This is a genomic window from Paraburkholderia sp. BL18I3N2 (assembly GCF_003001875.1).
GTDB lineage: Bacteria > Pseudomonadota > Gammaproteobacteria > Burkholderiales > Burkholderiaceae > Paraburkholderia > Paraburkholderia phytofirmans.
In genome coordinates, this window is the sequence record NZ_PVNC01000001.1 from 947,930 (window position 1) to 964,840 (window position 16,911).

The window sequence follows — 16,911 nt, forward strand, 5'->3', positions numbered from 1 at the left end:
TGGAGGTAGTCATCATGAAATCCCTGATCGAAGCTGTTGTTATCGCCGCTCTCATTTCCGCTCCGCTCGCCGCTTTTGCACAATCGAATCAGCCGGTTACGCGGGCTCAGGTGCGCGCCGAACTGATCCAGCTGGAAAAGGCCGGTTACAACCCGGCCACCGCGAACGACGACGACTATCCGTCCAACATTCAGGCTGCTGAGGCGCGCGTTGCCGCACAAAAGAGCCCTGCTCAGACGAGCGGTTACGGTTCGGCCACCAATGGTTCGTCGCAGGCAGGCAGCCGTTCGGACACGACGAACAGTTCGTACTCGGCTCCGGTTGTTACCTACGGTCGTTAATCGAGCGCGTAGTGTGCAGTACCTGTAGCGGGGCGCTGGGTCATGGTATTCCGGCGCCTATGAAATGGCCTGACACGTGGACCGTCCGATCTTTTGGTCATACGCGTGGTTACTGGCCTCGATGGAGTCGATAGAACGTTCGGCCCATTGCTTCAATTCGGCGACGATAGGCAGCGCGGTGCGGGCGAGTGCGGTTAAGCGATACTCGACACGCGCCGGGTGCCGGTCGTCGACGCATCGCTCGACAAGCCCATCCCTTTCCATTGATCTCAATGTCTGAGAAAGCATTTTGTCTGAGACGCCGTCCAGGCGACGCCTGATCTCGGCAAAGCGCAAATGCTTTTCTCGCAACGCGACCATCGCCAGGACGGTCCACTTCTGACCGAGGCGTGCGAGAGCGAGTCGGGACGGACAAACTCCCGAAAATGCATCTGGCGACGATCCGCTATGTCGCGGCATAACCTGCTTTACGCAGTAGTCCGCGGATATTGGAGGAGTTGCGGACACCACACGCATGTCTCTCGCGCCGTCGTCACTCATCGTCATTCCCGACCATTCCCGACATCTGAGCGCGCAAAGGGCGCGTCGTGAATAACGTCGCCCTGATAAAACGCAGGGAAGCGGTCGAGCTGGCGCTGCGCGTCCTCCGGGTCGATACCGTCTTTCAGTACCGCACTTGAAAACCCGGTTCGCTCCATCTGAATCAGCTGATCGACGAGCACGTCGCCCGTTGCCCGCAGATCGCCTTTGAAGCCGAGGCGGCGGCGCAGGAGATACGCCTGACTGTAGGCCCGTCCATCGGTGAAGTTGGGGAAGTGCAACTCCACGCGTGCAGCAGTCGCGATCAGCTCCTTTTGCTCGGCCGGGTCTGCGTCGTTTGCCAGAGAAACAACCTGCCGGGATGCGTCCGATGCGTGCTCGGGCAGAGTGAGCAGCCTGATACGTGTCGAGCCGTTCATGCCGTTTTCTCCATCAGCGTGCGTACGCGGTCCGCAGCTGTCCTGAACGGTTCGATGCCCGCCCGGCGAACCGTTTCGACGAACGACTCGCGCCTCTCGCCAACGGTCGCCCGAATGTCGAGATAGGCAGACAGCAGCGCGTCGATGACCTCGGGAACTTCAGCGGCGGAAAACGACGGGCCGATGACCTTGCCCGCTTGCGCGCGACCACTGGCGTGCGAGCCGTCCGAGCCGCCCAACGTCACCTGGTACCATTCCTTGCCATCCTTGTCGACCCCGAGGATGCCGATATGCCCGCTATGATGATGGCCGCACGAATTGATGCAGCCGCTGATATGCAGATCGATATCGCCAATGTCGTTGAGTTCGTCCAGATCCTGATAGCGCTCGGTGATCGCCTCGGCAACCGGAATGGAACGGGCATTGGCAAGCGCACAGAAATCGCCGCCCGGGCAGGCGATCATGTCGGTCAGCAGATTCACGTTGGCGCTCGCGAGTCCTGCCTCGCGCGCGGCTTGCCAAAGCGGCAGAAGGTCGTTGACATGCACCCACGGCAACACGACGTTCTGCGTGTGGGTGACCCGCGCTTCGCCCGCCGAGAACCGCTCGGCCAAGTCGGCCACGCGATCGAGCTGTTGTGCCGATGCATCGCCAGGTGCTTGCAGAAGGCGTTTGAACGAGAGCGTGACGATCCGCAAGCGCTGGTTCCTGTGCGGCGAGACATTGCGCTGGAGCCAGCGTTCGAATTGCGGCGTCTCGAGGGCTACGGCGTTCGACGTTGCGATCGCTTCGAGGTCGATCGGCGCATCCACGGAAGGCTTGCAGGGTAGAGCGAAGCAAGCGCTGACTCGTTCGAGTTCCGCCAGTGGAATCGTATGCGGACCGCCGTCGTGCTCGACGATCTGGCGGAACTCTTCCTCGACGCCGTCGATGTAACGTTGGCCTTCCGCCTTCACCAGAATCTTGATCCGAGCCTTGTACTTATTGTCGCGGCGTCCGTACTGGTTGTAGACGCGCACCACCGCTTCGATGTAATTCATGATGTGCTGCCACGGCAAAAACTCGCGCAGGACGGTGCCGATCACGGGAGTGCGGCCCATGCCGCCGCCCACCGTGACGCGAAATCCCAGTTCGCCCGCTTCGTTACGCAGCAGACGAAGGCCGACGTCATGCCAGTCGGTCGCGGCGCGGTCTTCGCTCGCACCGGTGATCGCGATCTTGAACTTGCGCGGCAGGAACGCGAACTCAGGATGGAGGGTCGTCCACTGCCGCATGATTTCAGCGAACGGACGCGGGTCGGCAATTTCGTCAGGCGCAACGCCCGCGCGTTCGTCGCAGGAAATGTTGCGGATGCAGTTGCCGCTCGTCTGAATGCCGTGCATGTCGACGCTGGCGAGCAAGTCCATCACGTCCGCAGCTTTCGAGAGCGGAATCCAGTTGAATTGCACGTTGGTGCGCGTCGTGAAATGCGCATAGTTCGTGGGCAGGCGGACAGTGCCGAGCTTGCGCTGCGCCTCGCTGGCAAGGCGGTAGACCTCGGCCTCCGGCTCGTCGTATTCGCGCGCAATCCGGGCGAGCATGCGCAACTGCCTGCTCGACAACTCTCCGTAGGGGATCGCCACGCGCAACATCGGCGCATGCCTTTGCACATACCATCCGTTCTGAAGACGCAACGGACGAAAGTCGTCTTCGCTCAGCTTGCCGGACTGCCAGCGTTCGAGCTGGTCGCGAAACTGCGCAGCGCGGCTGCGCACGAATGATTGGTCAAACTCGGTGTATTGGTACATGGTCCGGTGCGACTGCCGCCCTGCATGGCGCAGTTTGGCTGAGCGTCGGTTTCGTTGGAAGGAGCCGCGGTTGCATCGGCATCGCACATGACGTGCCGCGCCGATCCGAGGGCTTCTGGCGAACGATAGAGGCAATGGCGGCCGCTGAAAAGCAGCAGATGCCGCTGAAAACACACTAGCAGATGGTGAGCGAACCGGCGGCGCGCCGGCTGGACAGAAGCGCAAGACTGCTGCGCTGGAATTGATCGCAACTGCTACTGTTTTGGGTGACTGGCCGGGTTCAGACTATCGCGTGAGATACAACAACCCTGCCTTGAAGGTGACGTGATGAACCTCTTGAAGATGACGCGAATCGTACTGTGGAGTTTTTTCGGCATTCGCCGCGGCGCCTCGCATCAGGCCGACATGGCGGGCGTCAAGCTACCCCTGTTGCCGCTAGTTGCGGTAGTTCTCGCCGCCGGATTCGGCGCCACGCTGTTTGCACTCGCCCGGCTTGCGGTCAACGTGGCGCATTGACGGTAGCGGTGCGCTCACAGGGAGCGCGTTATTCATCGGCTCGCCTGCTCGAGCAGCGAGCCCAGCGTTCGGACAGCGCTCTCGGTGCTATCGCTCCACGGATGCCCGAAGTTCAACCGGATATGATTCCGGAAGTCGTGCCGCGCGGAGAAAATCGGACCCGGCGCGATGCTGATGCCGTTCTCTATTGCAAGGCGGTGCAATTGCATCGCATCGACATGCGGCGGCAGTCGCAGCCACAGAAAATAGCCTCCGGACGGCAGCGTCCAATGCGAATCGTCCGGCATGCAGCGGCGCAGCGCGGTGTCCATCGAGGCGAGCTGATTGCGGAATGCGCCGCGCAGTTTCCGCAGATGCTTGTCATACCCGCCGTGCTGAAGATAGTCCGCAATGGCTGCCTGAGCGGGGATGCTGGCCGATAACGTGGTCATCAACTTCAGGCGCTGCACCTTCTCGGCGAAGCGTCCCGCGGCGACCCATCCAATCCGGTATCCCGGTGCGAGCGTCTTCGAAAATGAACTGCAGTGCATCACGAGCCCCTTCGTGTCGAAGGCGATGGCGGGCAGCGGGTAGGTTGCCGCATGATGCAGTTCGCCGTACACGTCATCCTCGATGAGCGGCACGTCACGCTCGGCGAGAAGTTCGACCAGCGCTTTCTTTTTCTCCTGCGACATCGCCGCGCCGGTCGGATTCTGATAGTTGGTCATGAACCAGCATGCGCGGATAGGGTGCTTGTCGAGGGCATCCGAGAGCGCTTGCAAATCGATGCCCGAAACAGGATCGACCGGAATCTCGACCGCCCGCAGATCGAGGCGCTCGATGGCCTGCAGGGCCGCATAGAATCCGGGCGACTCGATCGCGACCACGTCGCCGGGGCGCGTGACGGCCATCAAGCACAGGTTCAATGCTTCCAGCGCGCCGTTGGTGACGACGAGCTGCTCCATCGGCTGAGCAACGCCCATCCCCATGTAACGCAACGATATCTGGCGACGCAATGGCTCATTGCCCGGCGGAAGATCGACGACGGTGCTCCACGGACTGATCAAACGGCTCGAATGCCCGAGCGACCTGGCAAGACGCTGAAGCGGAAAAAGCTGCGGAGACGGAAAGGCCGAACCGAACGGCACCACATTGGGATGCTTCGCGGCTTCGAGCACCGAGAAGACAAGGTCGCTGATCTCGACCTTAGCGGACTCCAGAGCGGCTTGCGGTTGCGGCGCCGGTTTGTGTTCGAGCGCGGCGCCTGGCGCGACGTAGTAGCCCGAGCGTTCACGTGCTCGAATCAAGCCCCACTCTTCGAGCAGGTAATAGGCGCGAAACACTGTGGACTGGCTAACGCCATGCTGCGTAGTCAGATGCCGCAAAGACGGCATGCGGGAGCCGACCGGCCGGCCGCCGGAGCGAATTTCATCGGCCATGGTGTTGGCCAGCATTTCGAAGCGTTTCATTTAACGGTCGTTATTCGGCTGCGTGCACCGCGGTCAAGCCGCAATTGTGCCAGCAGTTTAACGACAGGCCTGGCGGAATCGGGATCCGTTTGTGTTCCCGGCGTGACAGCGGACGTTGCTACCACACAGCGGGTCAGTCGCCGTAGAGCCAAAAAAAACGGCCACGCCGGATATGCCGACGTGGCCGCTTCTCACTTTCTCATTTCAAGCTGTGCGTTCAGATCCCGCCGACGCACATGTACTTGATCACCACGTAATCGTCGATGCCGTAATGCGAACCTTCGCGGCCCAGGCCCGATTGCTTGACGCCGCCGAACGGCGCGACTTCATTCGAGATGAGCCCCGTGTTGATGCCGACCATGCCGTATTCGAGCGCTTCCGCGACACGCCAGACGCGGCCGATATCGCGACTATAGAAATACGACGCGAGGCCGAACTCGGTATCGTTGGCGAGGCGGATCACTTCTTCATCCGACGAGAAACGGAACAGCGGCGCGAGCGGCCCGAAGGTTTCATCGCGTGCCACCTTCATGGCGGGCGTGACATCCGCGAGCACGGTCGGCTCGAAGAAGCCATGACCAAGCGCATGACGCTTGCCGCCGGTAACGATGCGCGCGCCTTTCGCGAGCGCGTCTTCGATATGCGATTCGACCTTGAGCACCGCTGCCTCGTTGATCAGCGGACCTTGGGTTACACCGTCTTCGGTGCCACGGCCAACCTTGAGCTGTTCGACGGCGACGCGCAGTTTTTCGGCGAACGCATCGTAGACCTTGTCGTGCACATAGAAACGGTTCGTGCACACGCAGGTCTGCCCGCTATTGCGATACTTCGATGCAATCGCGCCGGCCACCGCGGCGTCCAGATCCGCGTCGTCGAATACGATGAACGGCGCGTTGCCGCCGAGTTCGAGCGAGACCTTCTTGACCGTCGGTGCGCACTGCGCCATGAGCAAACGGCCGACCGGCGTCGAGCCCGTGAACGACAGCTTGCGCACAATCGGATTGCCCGTCATTTCCGCGCCGATCGCTTTCGGCTCGCCGGTCACGACGTTGAACACGCCGCGCGGCACGCCGGCGCGTTCGGCCAGCACAGCGAGTGCGAGCGCGGAGAGCGGCGTGGCTTCAGCCGGTTTGACGATGATCGGGCAACCCGCCGCGAGCGCCGGGCCGACCTTGCGGGTGATCATCGCGGCCGGGAAATTCCATGGTGTGATGGCCGCGCAAACGCCGATCGGCTCTTTCGTCACGACGATGCGTTTGTCGCTGGCCGGCGTCGGGATCGTGTCGCCGTTCACGCGCTTGCCTTCTTCCGCGAACCATTCGAGGAACGACGCCGCGTACTGGATTTCGCCCTTGGCTTCGGCGAGCGGCTTACCTTGTTCCGTGGTGAGGATCTTCGCCAGATCGTCGGCGTTCTCCATCATCAGGTCATGCCATTTGCGCAGGATCACGGCACGCTGCTTCGCGATCGTAGCGCGCCATGTGGGCCACGCGGCGTTCGCCGTGTCGATGGCGCGACGGGTTTCCGCCGTGCCCATGCGCGGCACCGTCGCGATCGTTTCGCCCGTGGCAGGGTTCTTTACTTCGAAGGTCGTGCCGTCGTCGGCGCCTTGCCATTCGCCCGCGATGTACGCGTGGCTCTTCAGCAGCGACGGGTCTTTCAAGCTCAACGTGGTCATGTGGGTTTCCTTAAGCCGCGACGGTGACGCTGTCCTTGATCACGTCTTCGAGAATCGCCATGGCTTCGTCGAAGACCGCGTCCTGAATCGTCAGCGGGAACAGGAAGCGCACCACGTTCGAATACACGCCGCACACCAGCAGCAGCAAGCCGCGTTCGAGCGCGCGCGTCTGCACGCGCTTGGTGAACTCCGCATCCGGCTCCGTGCCGCCTGCCTTGGAGAATTCGACGGCGACCATGCCGCCGGGGCCGCGCACGTCGGCGATTTGCGGCACGTCGCTTTGCAGCGCGATCAGCTTGGCCTTGACGCGGTCACCCAGCAGCGTGGCGCGCTCGCAGAGCTTTTCTTCGTCGATGATATCGAGCACCGCATGCGCGGCGGCGACCGCCAGAGGATTGCCCGCATACGTGCCACCCAGACCGCCAGGCGCCGCGGCGTCCATCACATCGGCGCGGCCGATCACGCCCGATAGCGGCATGCCGCCGGCGAGACTCTTGGCGACGGTCATCAGGTCGGGCACCACGTCGTAGTGATGCATCGCGAACAGCTTGCCGGTACGCGCAAAGCCCGTTTGCACTTCGTCGGCGATCAGCAGAATGCCGTGTTCGTTGCACAGCTTGCGCAGCGCGCGCACGAATTCGGCCGGCGCCGGATAGAAGCCGCCTTCGCCCTGAACCGGTTCGAAGATGATCGCGGCGACACGCTTCGGATCGATGTCGGCCTTGAACAGGAATTCGATGGCCTTCAGCGAGTCGGCCGTGGTCACGCCGTGCAGCGGATTCGGGAACGGCGCATGGAACACGTCCGAGGGGAACGGGCCAAAGCCGATCTTGTACGGTGCGACCTTGCCGGTCAGCGCCATGCCCATCAGCGTGCGGCCGTGGAAACCGCCGGTGAAGGCGATCACGCCCGGACGGCCGGTGGCGGCGCGGGCGATTTTGATGGCGTTTTCGACGGCTTCGGCGCCGGTCGTGAAGAACGCGGTTTTCTTCGGATGGTCGCCGGGCGCGCGCTCATTGAGCTTCTCAGCCAGTTCGACATACGACGCGTACGGCACGATCTGATACGCCGTGTGGGTGAAATGATCGAGCTGGTCGCGGATCGCGGCGAGGATCTTCGGATGGCGGTGGCCCGTGTTGCACACGGCAATGCCGGCGGCGAAGTCGATGAAACGGCGGCCTTCGACGTCCCACAGTTCCGCGTTTTCGGCGCGCTCGGCGTAGAAATCGCACATCACTCCGACGCCGCGCGGCGTGGCGGCGTCTTTACGGCTTTTCAGTTCTGCGTTCTTCATAGTCATCTCCTTCGCTCCTCGGTTTTTGCGGACGCCGCGCGCTCAGCGCAGCACATGCAGCGACTATAATGAGATTTGGCTCTTAACTTCAGAGCCATTTCAATAAAAATGTAGGAGCCAATCATGCGCGCGAGCGTTTTGTCCGACTGGCTGGCCCAGCGCCTCGACCGGGGCAACGGTCAGCCGATCTATCGCCAGTTGCACCGGCTGTTGCAGCAGGCGATCCTGTCGCGCGAATTGCCGCCTGGCAGCAAGGTGCCGTCGTCGCGCTTGTTGGCACAGGAGTTGGGCATTGGGCGCAACACCGTCACGCAGGTGTATGAGCAACTCGTACTCGAAGGGTATGTCAGTTCGGCGACCGGGCGCGGCACGTTTGTCGCCGATAGCGCGCCGGACGAGATCGTCGGTGTGCCCGACGCCGAGGCGCCCGCCGCGCGTTCCGAGCCGGCGCCGCAGCAGGCGCGGCGCGCGCTGTCCACGCGCGGCGCGCGGCTGATCGCGGGAGCGGGTGTGTCCAAGCGGCAGTGGGGCGCGTTCATGCCTGGCGTGCCCGACGTCACGAAGTTTCCGGCGCGCGTCTGGAGCCGCCTGCACAACAAATATTGGCGGCGGCTGCGCCCGGACCTGCTGACGTATGCGCCGGGTGGCGGCCTGGCTTCGCTGCGGCATGCGCTGGCGGACTATCTGCGCACTTCGCGCTCAGTGCGCTGCACGCCGGAGCAGATCATCATCACGACCGGGATTCACCAGTCGGTCGATCTGGCCGTGCGCCTGCTATCCGATCCCGGCGACGTGATCTGGACCGAGGACCCGTGTTATTGGGGCGTGCGCAGCGTGCTGCACGTGTCGGGTCTGGAATCGCGGCCGATCGCCGTCGACGAGGAAGGCATCAATCCTTCCGCCGACGACCTCGCGCAGCCGCCGAAGCTGATGCTCGTCACGCCTTCGCACCAATATCCGCTCGGCATGGTGATGAGTCTCGCGCGACGCCGCATGCTGCTCGAATACGCGCGGCAGAACCAGTGCTGGATCATCGAGGACGATTACGACAGCGAATACCGCTATGGCAGCAGGCCGTTGGCTTCGCTGCAAGGTCTGGATACGTCGGGACAGGTGATCTACGTGGGCAGCTTCGGCAAGACGTTGTTTCCGGGGTTGCGCATCGGCTACCTCGTGGTGCCGGAAGCGCTGGCGGAGAGCTTTGCCACTGCGAGCGCCGAGTTGTATCGCGAGGGGCAACTGCTGCAGCAGGCGATGCTCGCGGAGTTCATCGCCGAAGGTCATTTCACGTCGCATATCCGCAAGATGCGCACGCTGTACGGACAACGCCGGCAGACGCTGCTGGACGCCGCCGCGCAGCGTTACGGCGACGCGTTGCCCGCAGTCGGCGGCGACGCCGGTTTGCATCTCGTGATGCAGCTGCCTGATGGTACCGATGACCGGCGGGTGGCGGCTGCGGCGCTGGAGCGCAATATCGTCGTGCGGCCGTTGTCGGGGTACTACGCGCAGCCGGCGTTGGCGCCGTCGGGCTTGCTGATCGGCTACGCGTGCGTGCCGGACGAGGAAATCGCGCCGGCTTTCAACACGCTGGCTGATGCGATCGATGCGACGTTGCCGGAGTTTGTGTGAGGAGTACCGCTTTTGTTCAGATAGCGATGCTATAGGGCCGAACAGCCGAAACAGTTTGCGTGAGACCGAGCCTGGCCAGGGTGTCGAGATACTCGTCGACGGACTTCGGCGGGTTTTTTAACGATTTCCTATGCTCGGCCATTGCTTCGAGCACTTTCGCCTGGTTGAGGTCGAACAGATCGGCGATGAAGTCGTCTGGATGTTGCGCGGTTACGTTAAACGTACTCAAGGCGGCGGCAGGAAAGTCCTTCAGATTGAACGTAACAATAAGTTCGGCGCCGCAGTGGACCGCGGCGGCGACGACGTGTGCATCTGTGGGATCCGGCAAGTCGATGGCCGGTATCAAATGCTCGAAGTTTTCGACCAGTGCATCGCGAACATGGGCGTCCATGAGTTCGCGGACGCGATAGATTTTGGCGCGATCCAGGTCTGGCCGGTTTGCGATCAGGTTGCGCACCCATTCGTCATGGATAACGCGGGTCCAACGCGCCCGGTAAAGGTCAGTCAGGGCCAGACGCATCAAAAGGTTACGCAATGGTTGGGAGTACAGAACGCAAGCGTCGTAGACAGCGGTGAAGTGTGACGACATCGGCTATTCCAGACCCATGTCCTGTGACAATGCCGCGAGTTCGTCCAGCGCCTTGCGCCGCTGCGTATCAATGCGATTCTTGTAGGCCATCACGTCTTCATACCGCACGCGCCGATGAGTGTTCACCTTGCGGAACGGAATCTCTTTCTTTTCCAGCAACTGCACGAAGTACGGCCGCGACACGTTCAGAAGATCGGCAGCTTCCTGCGTGGTCAATTCGGCATGAATCGGAATGATGGACACGGCGTTACCTTGGCCGATTTCCGTAAGAACATCGACCATCAGACGCACGACGGAAGTAGGCAACTCGACGGTGCGCGTTTGACCTCGGTCGTCCTTGAAGTCGAACTGTTGTGTTTCGGCGCGGCTGGACAGCACCACCGACAGATTCCGGCTGGAGGTGCGGGCAAGCTCGGCCTCCTGTTGCGACGGAAGCGGGGTGGGATGGATGGTGGTGTTCATGGCGCGACTCAGCTTCTTCGATTGCGCCATTCTAAATCGAAATATTCGAAATCGCAATAAACGAAACGGCGGAGTGGCCGTCGGCCGTCAAACCCGTATCAACACCGCCCCCAACGTCACCAACGCGCACGCAACGATCCTCCGCGCAGTCAGTTTCTCCCGCATGAACAGCCAGCCGATCAGCACCGCGAAGATCGAGCTCATCTCGCGGAGCGCGGAGACCATCGCAATCGGCAGATAGCGGTAAGCCTCGATGATCAGGCAGTAGGCACTCAACGCGAGCAGGCCCGCCGCGATGCCCTTGAGCACCACCGCCCGCCCGATGAACAGTCCCTTGGCGCCGCCGCGCCAATGCCAGGCGAGCAGAAACTGAGGGATATTCCAGATCAGATAGACCCACATGATGTAGCTCAGGCCATTGCCCGCCAGGCGCGCGCCGATGCCGTCGACCACTGAATATGTCGCGATGAAAAAGCCGGTAAGAAGCGCAAACGGCACGCTCTCGCCCGAAAAGCGCATGCCGCGCCGGAACGCCAGCGAGACGATGCCGAGCGACACCAGCGCCACACCGATCGCCGCCAGCGGCTTGAGCGCCTCATGCGCGAAGACCAGGGCGCCGACGAATACGAGCATCGGCGAAAGGCCGCGAGCAATCGGATAGATCTGCCCGAAGTCGCCGCTTTTGTAGGCACGGATCAACGCCAGCAGATAGCCGAATTCCAGCGCCACCGATGCAAAGATATACGGCCACGCCGCCGGCGCCGGCATGGGCAGCACGATCACGCCGACCGCGCTGACGGCGATATACGGCATCGCCATCATGCCGAGCAGCCAGATGCGATCTTCGGAAAGATGCAGAAACGCGTTCCACGTAGCGTGAAGCAGCGCGGAGAGCAGCACCAGCAAAACGACCAAGGTTTCCATCGAAGACCGGGGGAGGAGAAGCGAAGGCCGGCGTGCGGGCCATGAGCCCGTGATTATTCCAGCAGAACGCCGGAATAGCGGAGTGGACGACCCGATCGAAGGGGTTTTATTTGGAAAATTGAGGTGATTTGTGGCGTCAAAAAGACGCTGCAAAGTTGGGCGATCCCCCGCGCATGCAGGTGGAGACGCGGCGTGCAACGGCGCGCGGCGGAAAGCCGGCGGAGTCGGCGAAGCCGCGCTTCGCCAAACTTCACGCCGCCGTGCCCACGTACAGTCAGGCCGTCAACTTCAGGTCACACGTTCGCGCAGCCACGCGGAAACAAGATCGATCACCGTCACGACCACGATCACCATGAGCATCACCGCGGCGGTTTGCGCATAGTTGAACGAGCGGATCGCCTCGTACAACACCACGCCGATGCCGCCCGCGCCCACCATGCCCACCACCATCGCCGAGCGCACGTTGGATTCGAAGCGATACAACGCGTACGAGATCCACAACGGCAGCACTTGCGGCAGCACGCCATAAACGATTTCATCGAGACTGGTCGCGCCGGTGGCGCGCACGCCTTCGGCGGGACGCGGATCGATGGCCTCGACCGCTTCGGCGAACAGCTTGGCGAGTACGCCGGTGGTGTGTACCCACAGCGCCAGCACGCCCGCAAAAGGACCGAGGCCGACCGCGACGATGAACAGCATCGCGAAGACCATCTCATTGATCGCGCGGCACGCGTCCATCACGCGGCGCATGGGCTGCACGATCCACATCGGCGCCATGTTGTGAGCGGACATCAGTCCGCACGGCACTGCGCACACGAGCGAAAGAGCGGTGCCCCACACCGCCACCGAGAGCGTCACATACATCTCGTGCAGATAGTTGCGCCATTCGGTGAAGTCGGGCGGGAAGAAGTCCTTGGCGAACTGGCCCATGTTGCCGGTATCGCTGAGCAGATCCAGCGGACGCATGTCGGCGCCGTGCCATGCGCCGCCCAACACCGCAAGCACCGCGATCCAGCCGACGAGCGACAGCCAGCTACGCTTGCCGGCAGCCGGCGCGGGATGACGCGCCGGCTGGGCGTCGAGCGCTTTGCTCGCTCGCGCCGGCGACGTGATCAGATCGGCCGTGTTCATTGCTTCGATTGCGCGGTATTGAGCGCGCTCAGCTTCGCGTCGACTGCGGCCAACTGGGTCTTGCGATCGTCATCGGAGAGATGCGCGTCGTTCTCGATCTTCTGTTTCTGCTGGAACAGTGCGACCTGGCGGATCGGCAGCAACTGCGCATCCGACGATGCCGCGAAGCCGCCGTAACTGAAAATGCCAGCCATCACGGCCTTTTCGTGTGCATCGGTTTTCGCATAGTTGACGAAGAAGTTGCGCAGCTTGTCCTTGGTGGCTTGCGGCAGATCCTTGCGCCACACGATCGGGTCCGACGGAATCAGCGGCGAGGTCCACAGCACGCGCACCTGCGCGAACTTGTCCGGATGCTGCTTCTTCAAGGAATCGAGCATTTCGGTGTTGTTGGTCGCGATATCGATCTTGTTGTTCACGACGGCCAGCAGATTCGCCTCATGGCTGGAAGGCAGCACGGTCTTGAACGAAGTATTGACCGGCGTGTTGTGCTGGGCGAACAGGTAGTAGCCGGGAATCAGCGTGCCCGACGTGGAGTTCGGATCGCCGAAGCCGAGCGTGACATCCTTCGTATTCTTGAATACATCGTCGAGCGTCTTGAAGCGGCTGTTCACGTTGGTGATCAACACCGATTTATATCCGGCGTCGCCATTCGCGTACACGGTCTTGGCGAACACTTCGCCTTGCGAGCGATCCACCGCTTCGATCGCCGACGCATTGCCGAGATACGCGACCTGGACCTTGTTGAAACGCATGCCTTCGATAATGCCGGCGTAGTCCGTCGCGAAGAACGCTTTCACGTTCAGGCCGGTTTGCTTGTTCATGTCCTGAATCAGTGGTTCCCAGCGCTGTTTCAGCACGGAGGACGAGTCGGTCGAAATGATGCCGAGATTGAGGTCCTCGGCTTGCGCAGTGGCGACTGTAGCAAGGGTCGCGGCGCCGACGGCCAACGTGATCAATGAACGCAGGAATTTCATTGTTTGAGATCCGGTTGAGTTGACAGAATGAATGGGCGCGCTCAGTTCGAGTGCGCCGGATTGAGTGCGAACGCGTAGCGCGCGGAGGCGGGCGGGGTGTCCTGAGGCGGTGTGCTGCCGTTAGCGGTTTTTGTGTCGAGATCGTCCGCGCTTATGGCGGCTTCATCGAGTAGTTCGCGGGCGTCGTCGCCGTAGAGTTTCTTAAGCAAGACCGGCGTGAGCGCGGCGGAAGGGCCGTCGTACACCACCTTGCCGCGGCGCAGCGCAATCGTGCGCAGGCAGTACTGCATCGCGATGTCGACCTGATGCAGCGACACCAGCACCGTGAGTTGATGCTCGACGTTCAGCGTGCGCAGCATCTCCATCACGCGGCGCGACGACTCGGGGTCGAGCGAGGCGATCGGTTCGTCCGCGAGCACGATGCGCGCGCGCTGCACCAGTGCACGGGCGATCGCGGCGCGCTGCTGCTGGCCGCCGGAGAGATTGGCGGCGCGTTCGCGCGCATGTTCGCCAATGCCGACTTCGTTCAACGCGGCCATCGACAATGCCCGCTCGGCACGCGGAAACCGGCCGCTGAGTCGGCGCCACAACGGCAGCCGCGCGAGCGCGCCGATCAGCACATTGCTTTCGACGGAGAGCCGGTTCACCAGATTGAATTGCTGGAACACGAAGCCGATATCGCGGCGAATGCTGCGCACTTCCCGCACGATGCGGCCATTCTGCTGAATCGGCCGGCCCAGAATCGAGATCTGCGACGGCTGCGCATCCGAAGCCGTGAAGCCCGCGATATGACGCAGCAGCGTCGACTTGCCCGAGCCCGAGGCACCGATCAACGCAACCATTTCGCCCGGTTCGACGCGCAGATCGATTTCGTCCAGTGCCTTGCGGCCGTTGCTGAACGTCTTACTCAACCGTTCGATACGAATTGCTTCCCGAATTGCTTCCATGAGTACCCCTTGATGCATCCGGCCTCTGCCGGCATGTGTGGGCTCATTCTAGGAAGCGTCTGTGACGGTTGAGTGAAGGCATCGCAACGTCTAGACGACTATATCTATGCATGTCTTTTCTTGAGTCGCCGGCAAGGCAAATCGGAGTCATTCGTTCGAATGAAAAATGACATGCATGTGACAGGATTGGCATCGGCCAGCGCCGCTTCAGCATGATCGCTGCCGGCCAGGCTATATTGCGTCAATCGGTGTGCCGTCCCCATTAACCTTGCAATTGCCTGCGACATCGTCATGCAGCCTCTGAGCTTCCTTCCCGACAGTTTTGCGGAGTACGAAGATCTCAGAACGATCCTCGAGCAGGGCAGCGCGAGCTTCGCGATCCGCACGGTCTGCGAGACGACGGTGCGCGGCCGGCAATTCGCCGTGCAGACCGCGAGCATCGGTTCGACCGACCCGCAAGCGCCGGCAATCGGTTTTTTCGGCGGCATTCACGGGCTCGAGCGGATCGGCTCGCAACTGGTGCTCGACTACATGCGCGCGCTGCTCGCGCGGCTCGAATGGGACGAGCTGCTGGTGCGCCAATTGCAGTCGATTCGTCTGATCTTTATGCCGATCGTCAATCCCGGCGGCATGTGGGCGGCCACGCGCGCCAACCCCAACGGCGTCGACCTGATGCGCAACGCGCCGCAGAACGCCGACGAACGCGTTCCGCTGCTCGCCGGCGGCCAGCGCGTGGGCGCGTGGCTGCCGTGGTATCGGGGCCGCGAGGGCGCGCCAATGGAGCCCGAGGCTTCGGCACTCCTGCAAGTGGTCGAAACCGAACTGGCGACGCGGCCCTTGAGCATCGCGCTCGATTGCCACTCGGGCTACGGCTGGAGCGACAGCATCTGGTTTCCATACGCACGCACCCGCAAAGTGATGCCACATCTGCCGGAAATGTACGTGCTGAAAACCATGTTCGAACGCGCGCATCCCCATCATGGCTACGCGTTCGAACCGCAGAGCCATCAATATCTGTTGCACGGCGATCTGTGGGACTTCGCCTACGACCGCGCGCCCGCGCCCAACGTCTTTCTGCCGATGACCCTCGAACTCGGCTCCTGGCTGTGGATCAAGAAGAACCCGCGCCAATTGTTTTCGCGTCAGGGCATGTTCAATCCGGTGAAGGCGCATCGCACGGCGCGTGTGCTGCGGCGTCACGCAAACCTGCTCGACTTTCTGGCGCGCGCGGCTTTTTCGTCGCAGCGCTGGCTGCCGCAAGGCAATCGCCGCGAGCAATTGCTGCAAAGCGCGATCGACCATTGGTATAAACCGGAAAGCGTATGAGCACGTGGATCCTGCTACGCGGCCTCACGCGAGAAATTCGCCACTGGGGCCGCTTGCCCGGCTTGCTGCATGGCGCGGTCAATGAGTCGGCCCTTCACTTGGGCGCGCCCGGCCGTCTGCTGCTGCTCGATCTGCCGGGCAACGGCGAATTCGCGCACTTGCGCGCGCCGTCGACGGTCGCCGACATGGTCGGCTTCGTGCGCAATGCTGCTCTGCAAAGCGGCATGCCGGGTCCTTATTGCGTGCTGGCGATGTCGCTCGGCGGCATGGTGGCGACGGACTGGGCGCAACGGCATCCCTACGAGATCGAGCGGCTGGTGCTGATCAATACGAGCATGCGGCCGTTCAGCCAGATGCAGGAGCGCTTGCGTCCTTCGGCATGGTCCGGCCTGCTGGGCGTGGCCGCGCACTGGCGCGACGCGCCGCGCGCGGAACACGGCATTCATCGGCTGACGTGCAATAACGTGCAGACGCTCGGCGACGATCTCGACGCCTGGAGCCGCATTCGCCGCAGTGCGCCCGTGAGCCGTGGCAATGCATTACGGCAATTGTGGGCTGCGGCACGTTTCACCGCGGGCGCGGCGCGGCCGGAATGCCCATTGCTGATCCTCTCTTCGCGTGTCGACAAGCTGGTCGACCCCGTGTGCTCGGCAAAGCTGGCGGCGGCGTGGGGCGCCCTGCATTGCGAGCATCCGTGGGCCGGCCACGACCTGCCGCACGACGACCCCGCGTGGACCAGCGAACAGGTTCGCGCATGGCTCGCGCAGGAGCACGCGGTTCCCCGAGCCGTGCTTTAAACAGCCAGGCGCGCCGTAACGACGCATTCACCGGCAGCGGGTATAACCTAAGTGCCGTCGTCCGTCGCATGCCGGTCGTCAGGTGCATAATTCCCCTTCAGACGATGCA

At 62.4% G+C, this 16,911-nt stretch carries 17 protein-coding genes; 5 read left to right on the top strand and 12 right to left on the bottom strand.

The features are described from left to right. Positions 1-14 precede the first annotated feature (14 nt). A complete protein-coding gene (locus B0G75_RS04350; protein ID WP_106300921.1) occupies positions 15-341 on the top strand; it encodes a DUF4148 domain-containing protein in 327 nt (108 codons plus the stop codon). A gap of 57 nt (positions 342-398) precedes the next feature. On the opposite strand, the gene B0G75_RS04355 is transcribed toward B0G75_RS04350, so the two are convergent. The 3 genes from B0G75_RS04355 to B0G75_RS04365 are packed head-to-tail and all read right to left on the bottom strand — an operon-like array spanning position 399 to position 3,087. Beyond that, complete coding sequence (locus B0G75_RS04355; RefSeq protein WP_258194220.1) at positions 399-881, bottom strand: helix-turn-helix domain-containing protein; 483 nt, start codon at positions 879-881, stop codon at positions 399-401. Between the two features lie 2 nt (positions 882-883). Continuing rightward, the gene (locus B0G75_RS04360) at positions 884-1,300 is read right to left on the bottom strand and encodes a DUF934 domain-containing protein (RefSeq protein ID WP_106300923.1); all 417 of its coding nucleotides are present in this window, start codon (positions 1,298-1,300) and stop codon (positions 884-886) included. Further along, positions 1,297-3,087, bottom strand: coding sequence for a nitrite/sulfite reductase (locus tag B0G75_RS04365; protein WP_106300925.1), 1,791 nt, complete (start codon positions 3,085-3,087; stop codon positions 1,297-1,299). The genes B0G75_RS04360 and B0G75_RS04365 overlap by 4 nt, the downstream gene beginning before the upstream one ends. A 327-nt stretch (positions 3,088-3,414) precedes the next feature. On the opposite strand from B0G75_RS04365, the gene B0G75_RS04370 reads away from it, so the two are divergent. Continuing rightward, positions 3,415-3,603, top strand: a complete 189-nt coding sequence (locus tag B0G75_RS04370; protein ID WP_106300927.1) for a DUF2970 domain-containing protein — start codon at positions 3,415-3,417, stop codon at positions 3,601-3,603. A 32-nt stretch (positions 3,604-3,635) separates the two neighbouring features. Here the strand turns inward: B0G75_RS04370 and B0G75_RS04375 are convergent, their stop codons facing one another. From B0G75_RS04375 to B0G75_RS04385, 3 genes are all read right to left on the bottom strand, one after another. Then, the gene (locus B0G75_RS04375; protein WP_106300929.1) at positions 3,636-5,051 is read right to left on the bottom strand and encodes a PLP-dependent aminotransferase family protein; all 1,416 of its coding nucleotides are present in this window, start codon (positions 5,049-5,051) and stop codon (positions 3,636-3,638) included. A 217-nt stretch (positions 5,052-5,268) separates the two neighbouring features. Then, positions 5,269-6,729, bottom strand: a complete 1,461-nt coding sequence (gabD, locus tag B0G75_RS04380) for an NADP-dependent succinate-semialdehyde dehydrogenase (RefSeq protein WP_106300931.1) — start codon at positions 6,727-6,729, stop codon at positions 5,269-5,271. A gap of 10 nt (positions 6,730-6,739) precedes the next feature. Continuing rightward, positions 6,740-8,023: a 4-aminobutyrate--2-oxoglutarate transaminase gene (locus B0G75_RS04385; protein WP_106300933.1), complete on the bottom strand. Its 1,284-nt coding sequence runs from the start codon at positions 8,021-8,023 to the stop codon at positions 6,740-6,742. Positions 8,024-8,146: 123 nt separating this feature from the next. On the opposite strand from B0G75_RS04385, the gene B0G75_RS04390 reads away from it, so the two are divergent. Continuing rightward, positions 8,147-9,652 (top strand): PLP-dependent aminotransferase family protein, encoded by a 1,506-nt coding sequence (locus B0G75_RS04390; RefSeq protein ID WP_106300935.1) that lies wholly within the window; start codon positions 8,147-8,149, stop codon positions 9,650-9,652. Between the two features lie 16 nt (positions 9,653-9,668). Here the strand turns inward: B0G75_RS04390 and B0G75_RS04395 are convergent, their stop codons facing one another. From B0G75_RS04395 to phnC, 6 genes are all read right to left on the bottom strand, one after another. Continuing rightward, positions 9,669-10,241 carry a PIN domain-containing protein gene (locus tag B0G75_RS04395; RefSeq protein WP_106300937.1) on the bottom strand — a complete coding sequence of 191 codons (573 nt, stop codon included), beginning with the start codon at positions 10,239-10,241 and terminating at the stop codon, positions 9,669-9,671. Between the two features lie 3 nt (positions 10,242-10,244). Then, positions 10,245-10,703, bottom strand: coding sequence for a helix-turn-helix domain-containing protein (locus B0G75_RS04400; protein ID WP_106301897.1), 459 nt, complete (start codon positions 10,701-10,703; stop codon positions 10,245-10,247). 87 nt (positions 10,704-10,790) lie between these two features. Continuing rightward, positions 10,791-11,627, bottom strand: a complete 837-nt coding sequence (locus B0G75_RS04405; protein WP_106300939.1) for a DMT family transporter — start codon at positions 11,625-11,627, stop codon at positions 10,791-10,793. Positions 11,628-11,915: 288 nt separating this feature from the next. Beyond that, positions 11,916-12,758 carry a phosphonate ABC transporter, permease protein PhnE gene (gene phnE, locus B0G75_RS04410; RefSeq protein WP_106300941.1) on the bottom strand — a complete coding sequence of 281 codons (843 nt, stop codon included), beginning with the start codon at positions 12,756-12,758 and terminating at the stop codon, positions 11,916-11,918. Then, on the bottom strand, positions 12,755-13,732 hold the full coding sequence (gene phnD, locus B0G75_RS04415) for a phosphonate ABC transporter substrate-binding protein (protein ID WP_106300943.1): 978 nt from the start codon (positions 13,730-13,732) through the stop codon (positions 12,755-12,757). The genes phnE and phnD overlap by 4 nt, the downstream gene beginning before the upstream one ends. Positions 13,733-13,773: 41 nt before the next feature. Then, on the bottom strand, positions 13,774-14,679 hold the full coding sequence (gene phnC / locus B0G75_RS04420) for a phosphonate ABC transporter ATP-binding protein (protein WP_106301900.1): 906 nt from the start codon (positions 14,677-14,679) through the stop codon (positions 13,774-13,776). Between the two features lie 291 nt (positions 14,680-14,970). Here phnC and B0G75_RS04425 point away from each other — a divergent pair, with 291 nt between their 5' ends. Together B0G75_RS04425 and B0G75_RS04430 are read left to right on the top strand one after the other, a co-directional pair. Next, positions 14,971-16,005, top strand: a complete 1,035-nt coding sequence (locus B0G75_RS04425; RefSeq protein ID WP_106300945.1) for a M14 family zinc carboxypeptidase — start codon at positions 14,971-14,973, stop codon at positions 16,003-16,005. After that, on the top strand, positions 16,002-16,802 hold the full coding sequence (locus B0G75_RS04430) for an alpha/beta fold hydrolase (protein ID WP_106300947.1): 801 nt from the start codon (positions 16,002-16,004) through the stop codon (positions 16,800-16,802). Before B0G75_RS04425 ends, B0G75_RS04430 begins: the two co-directional genes overlap by 4 nt. The last annotated feature ends 109 nt before the right edge of the window (positions 16,803-16,911 follow it).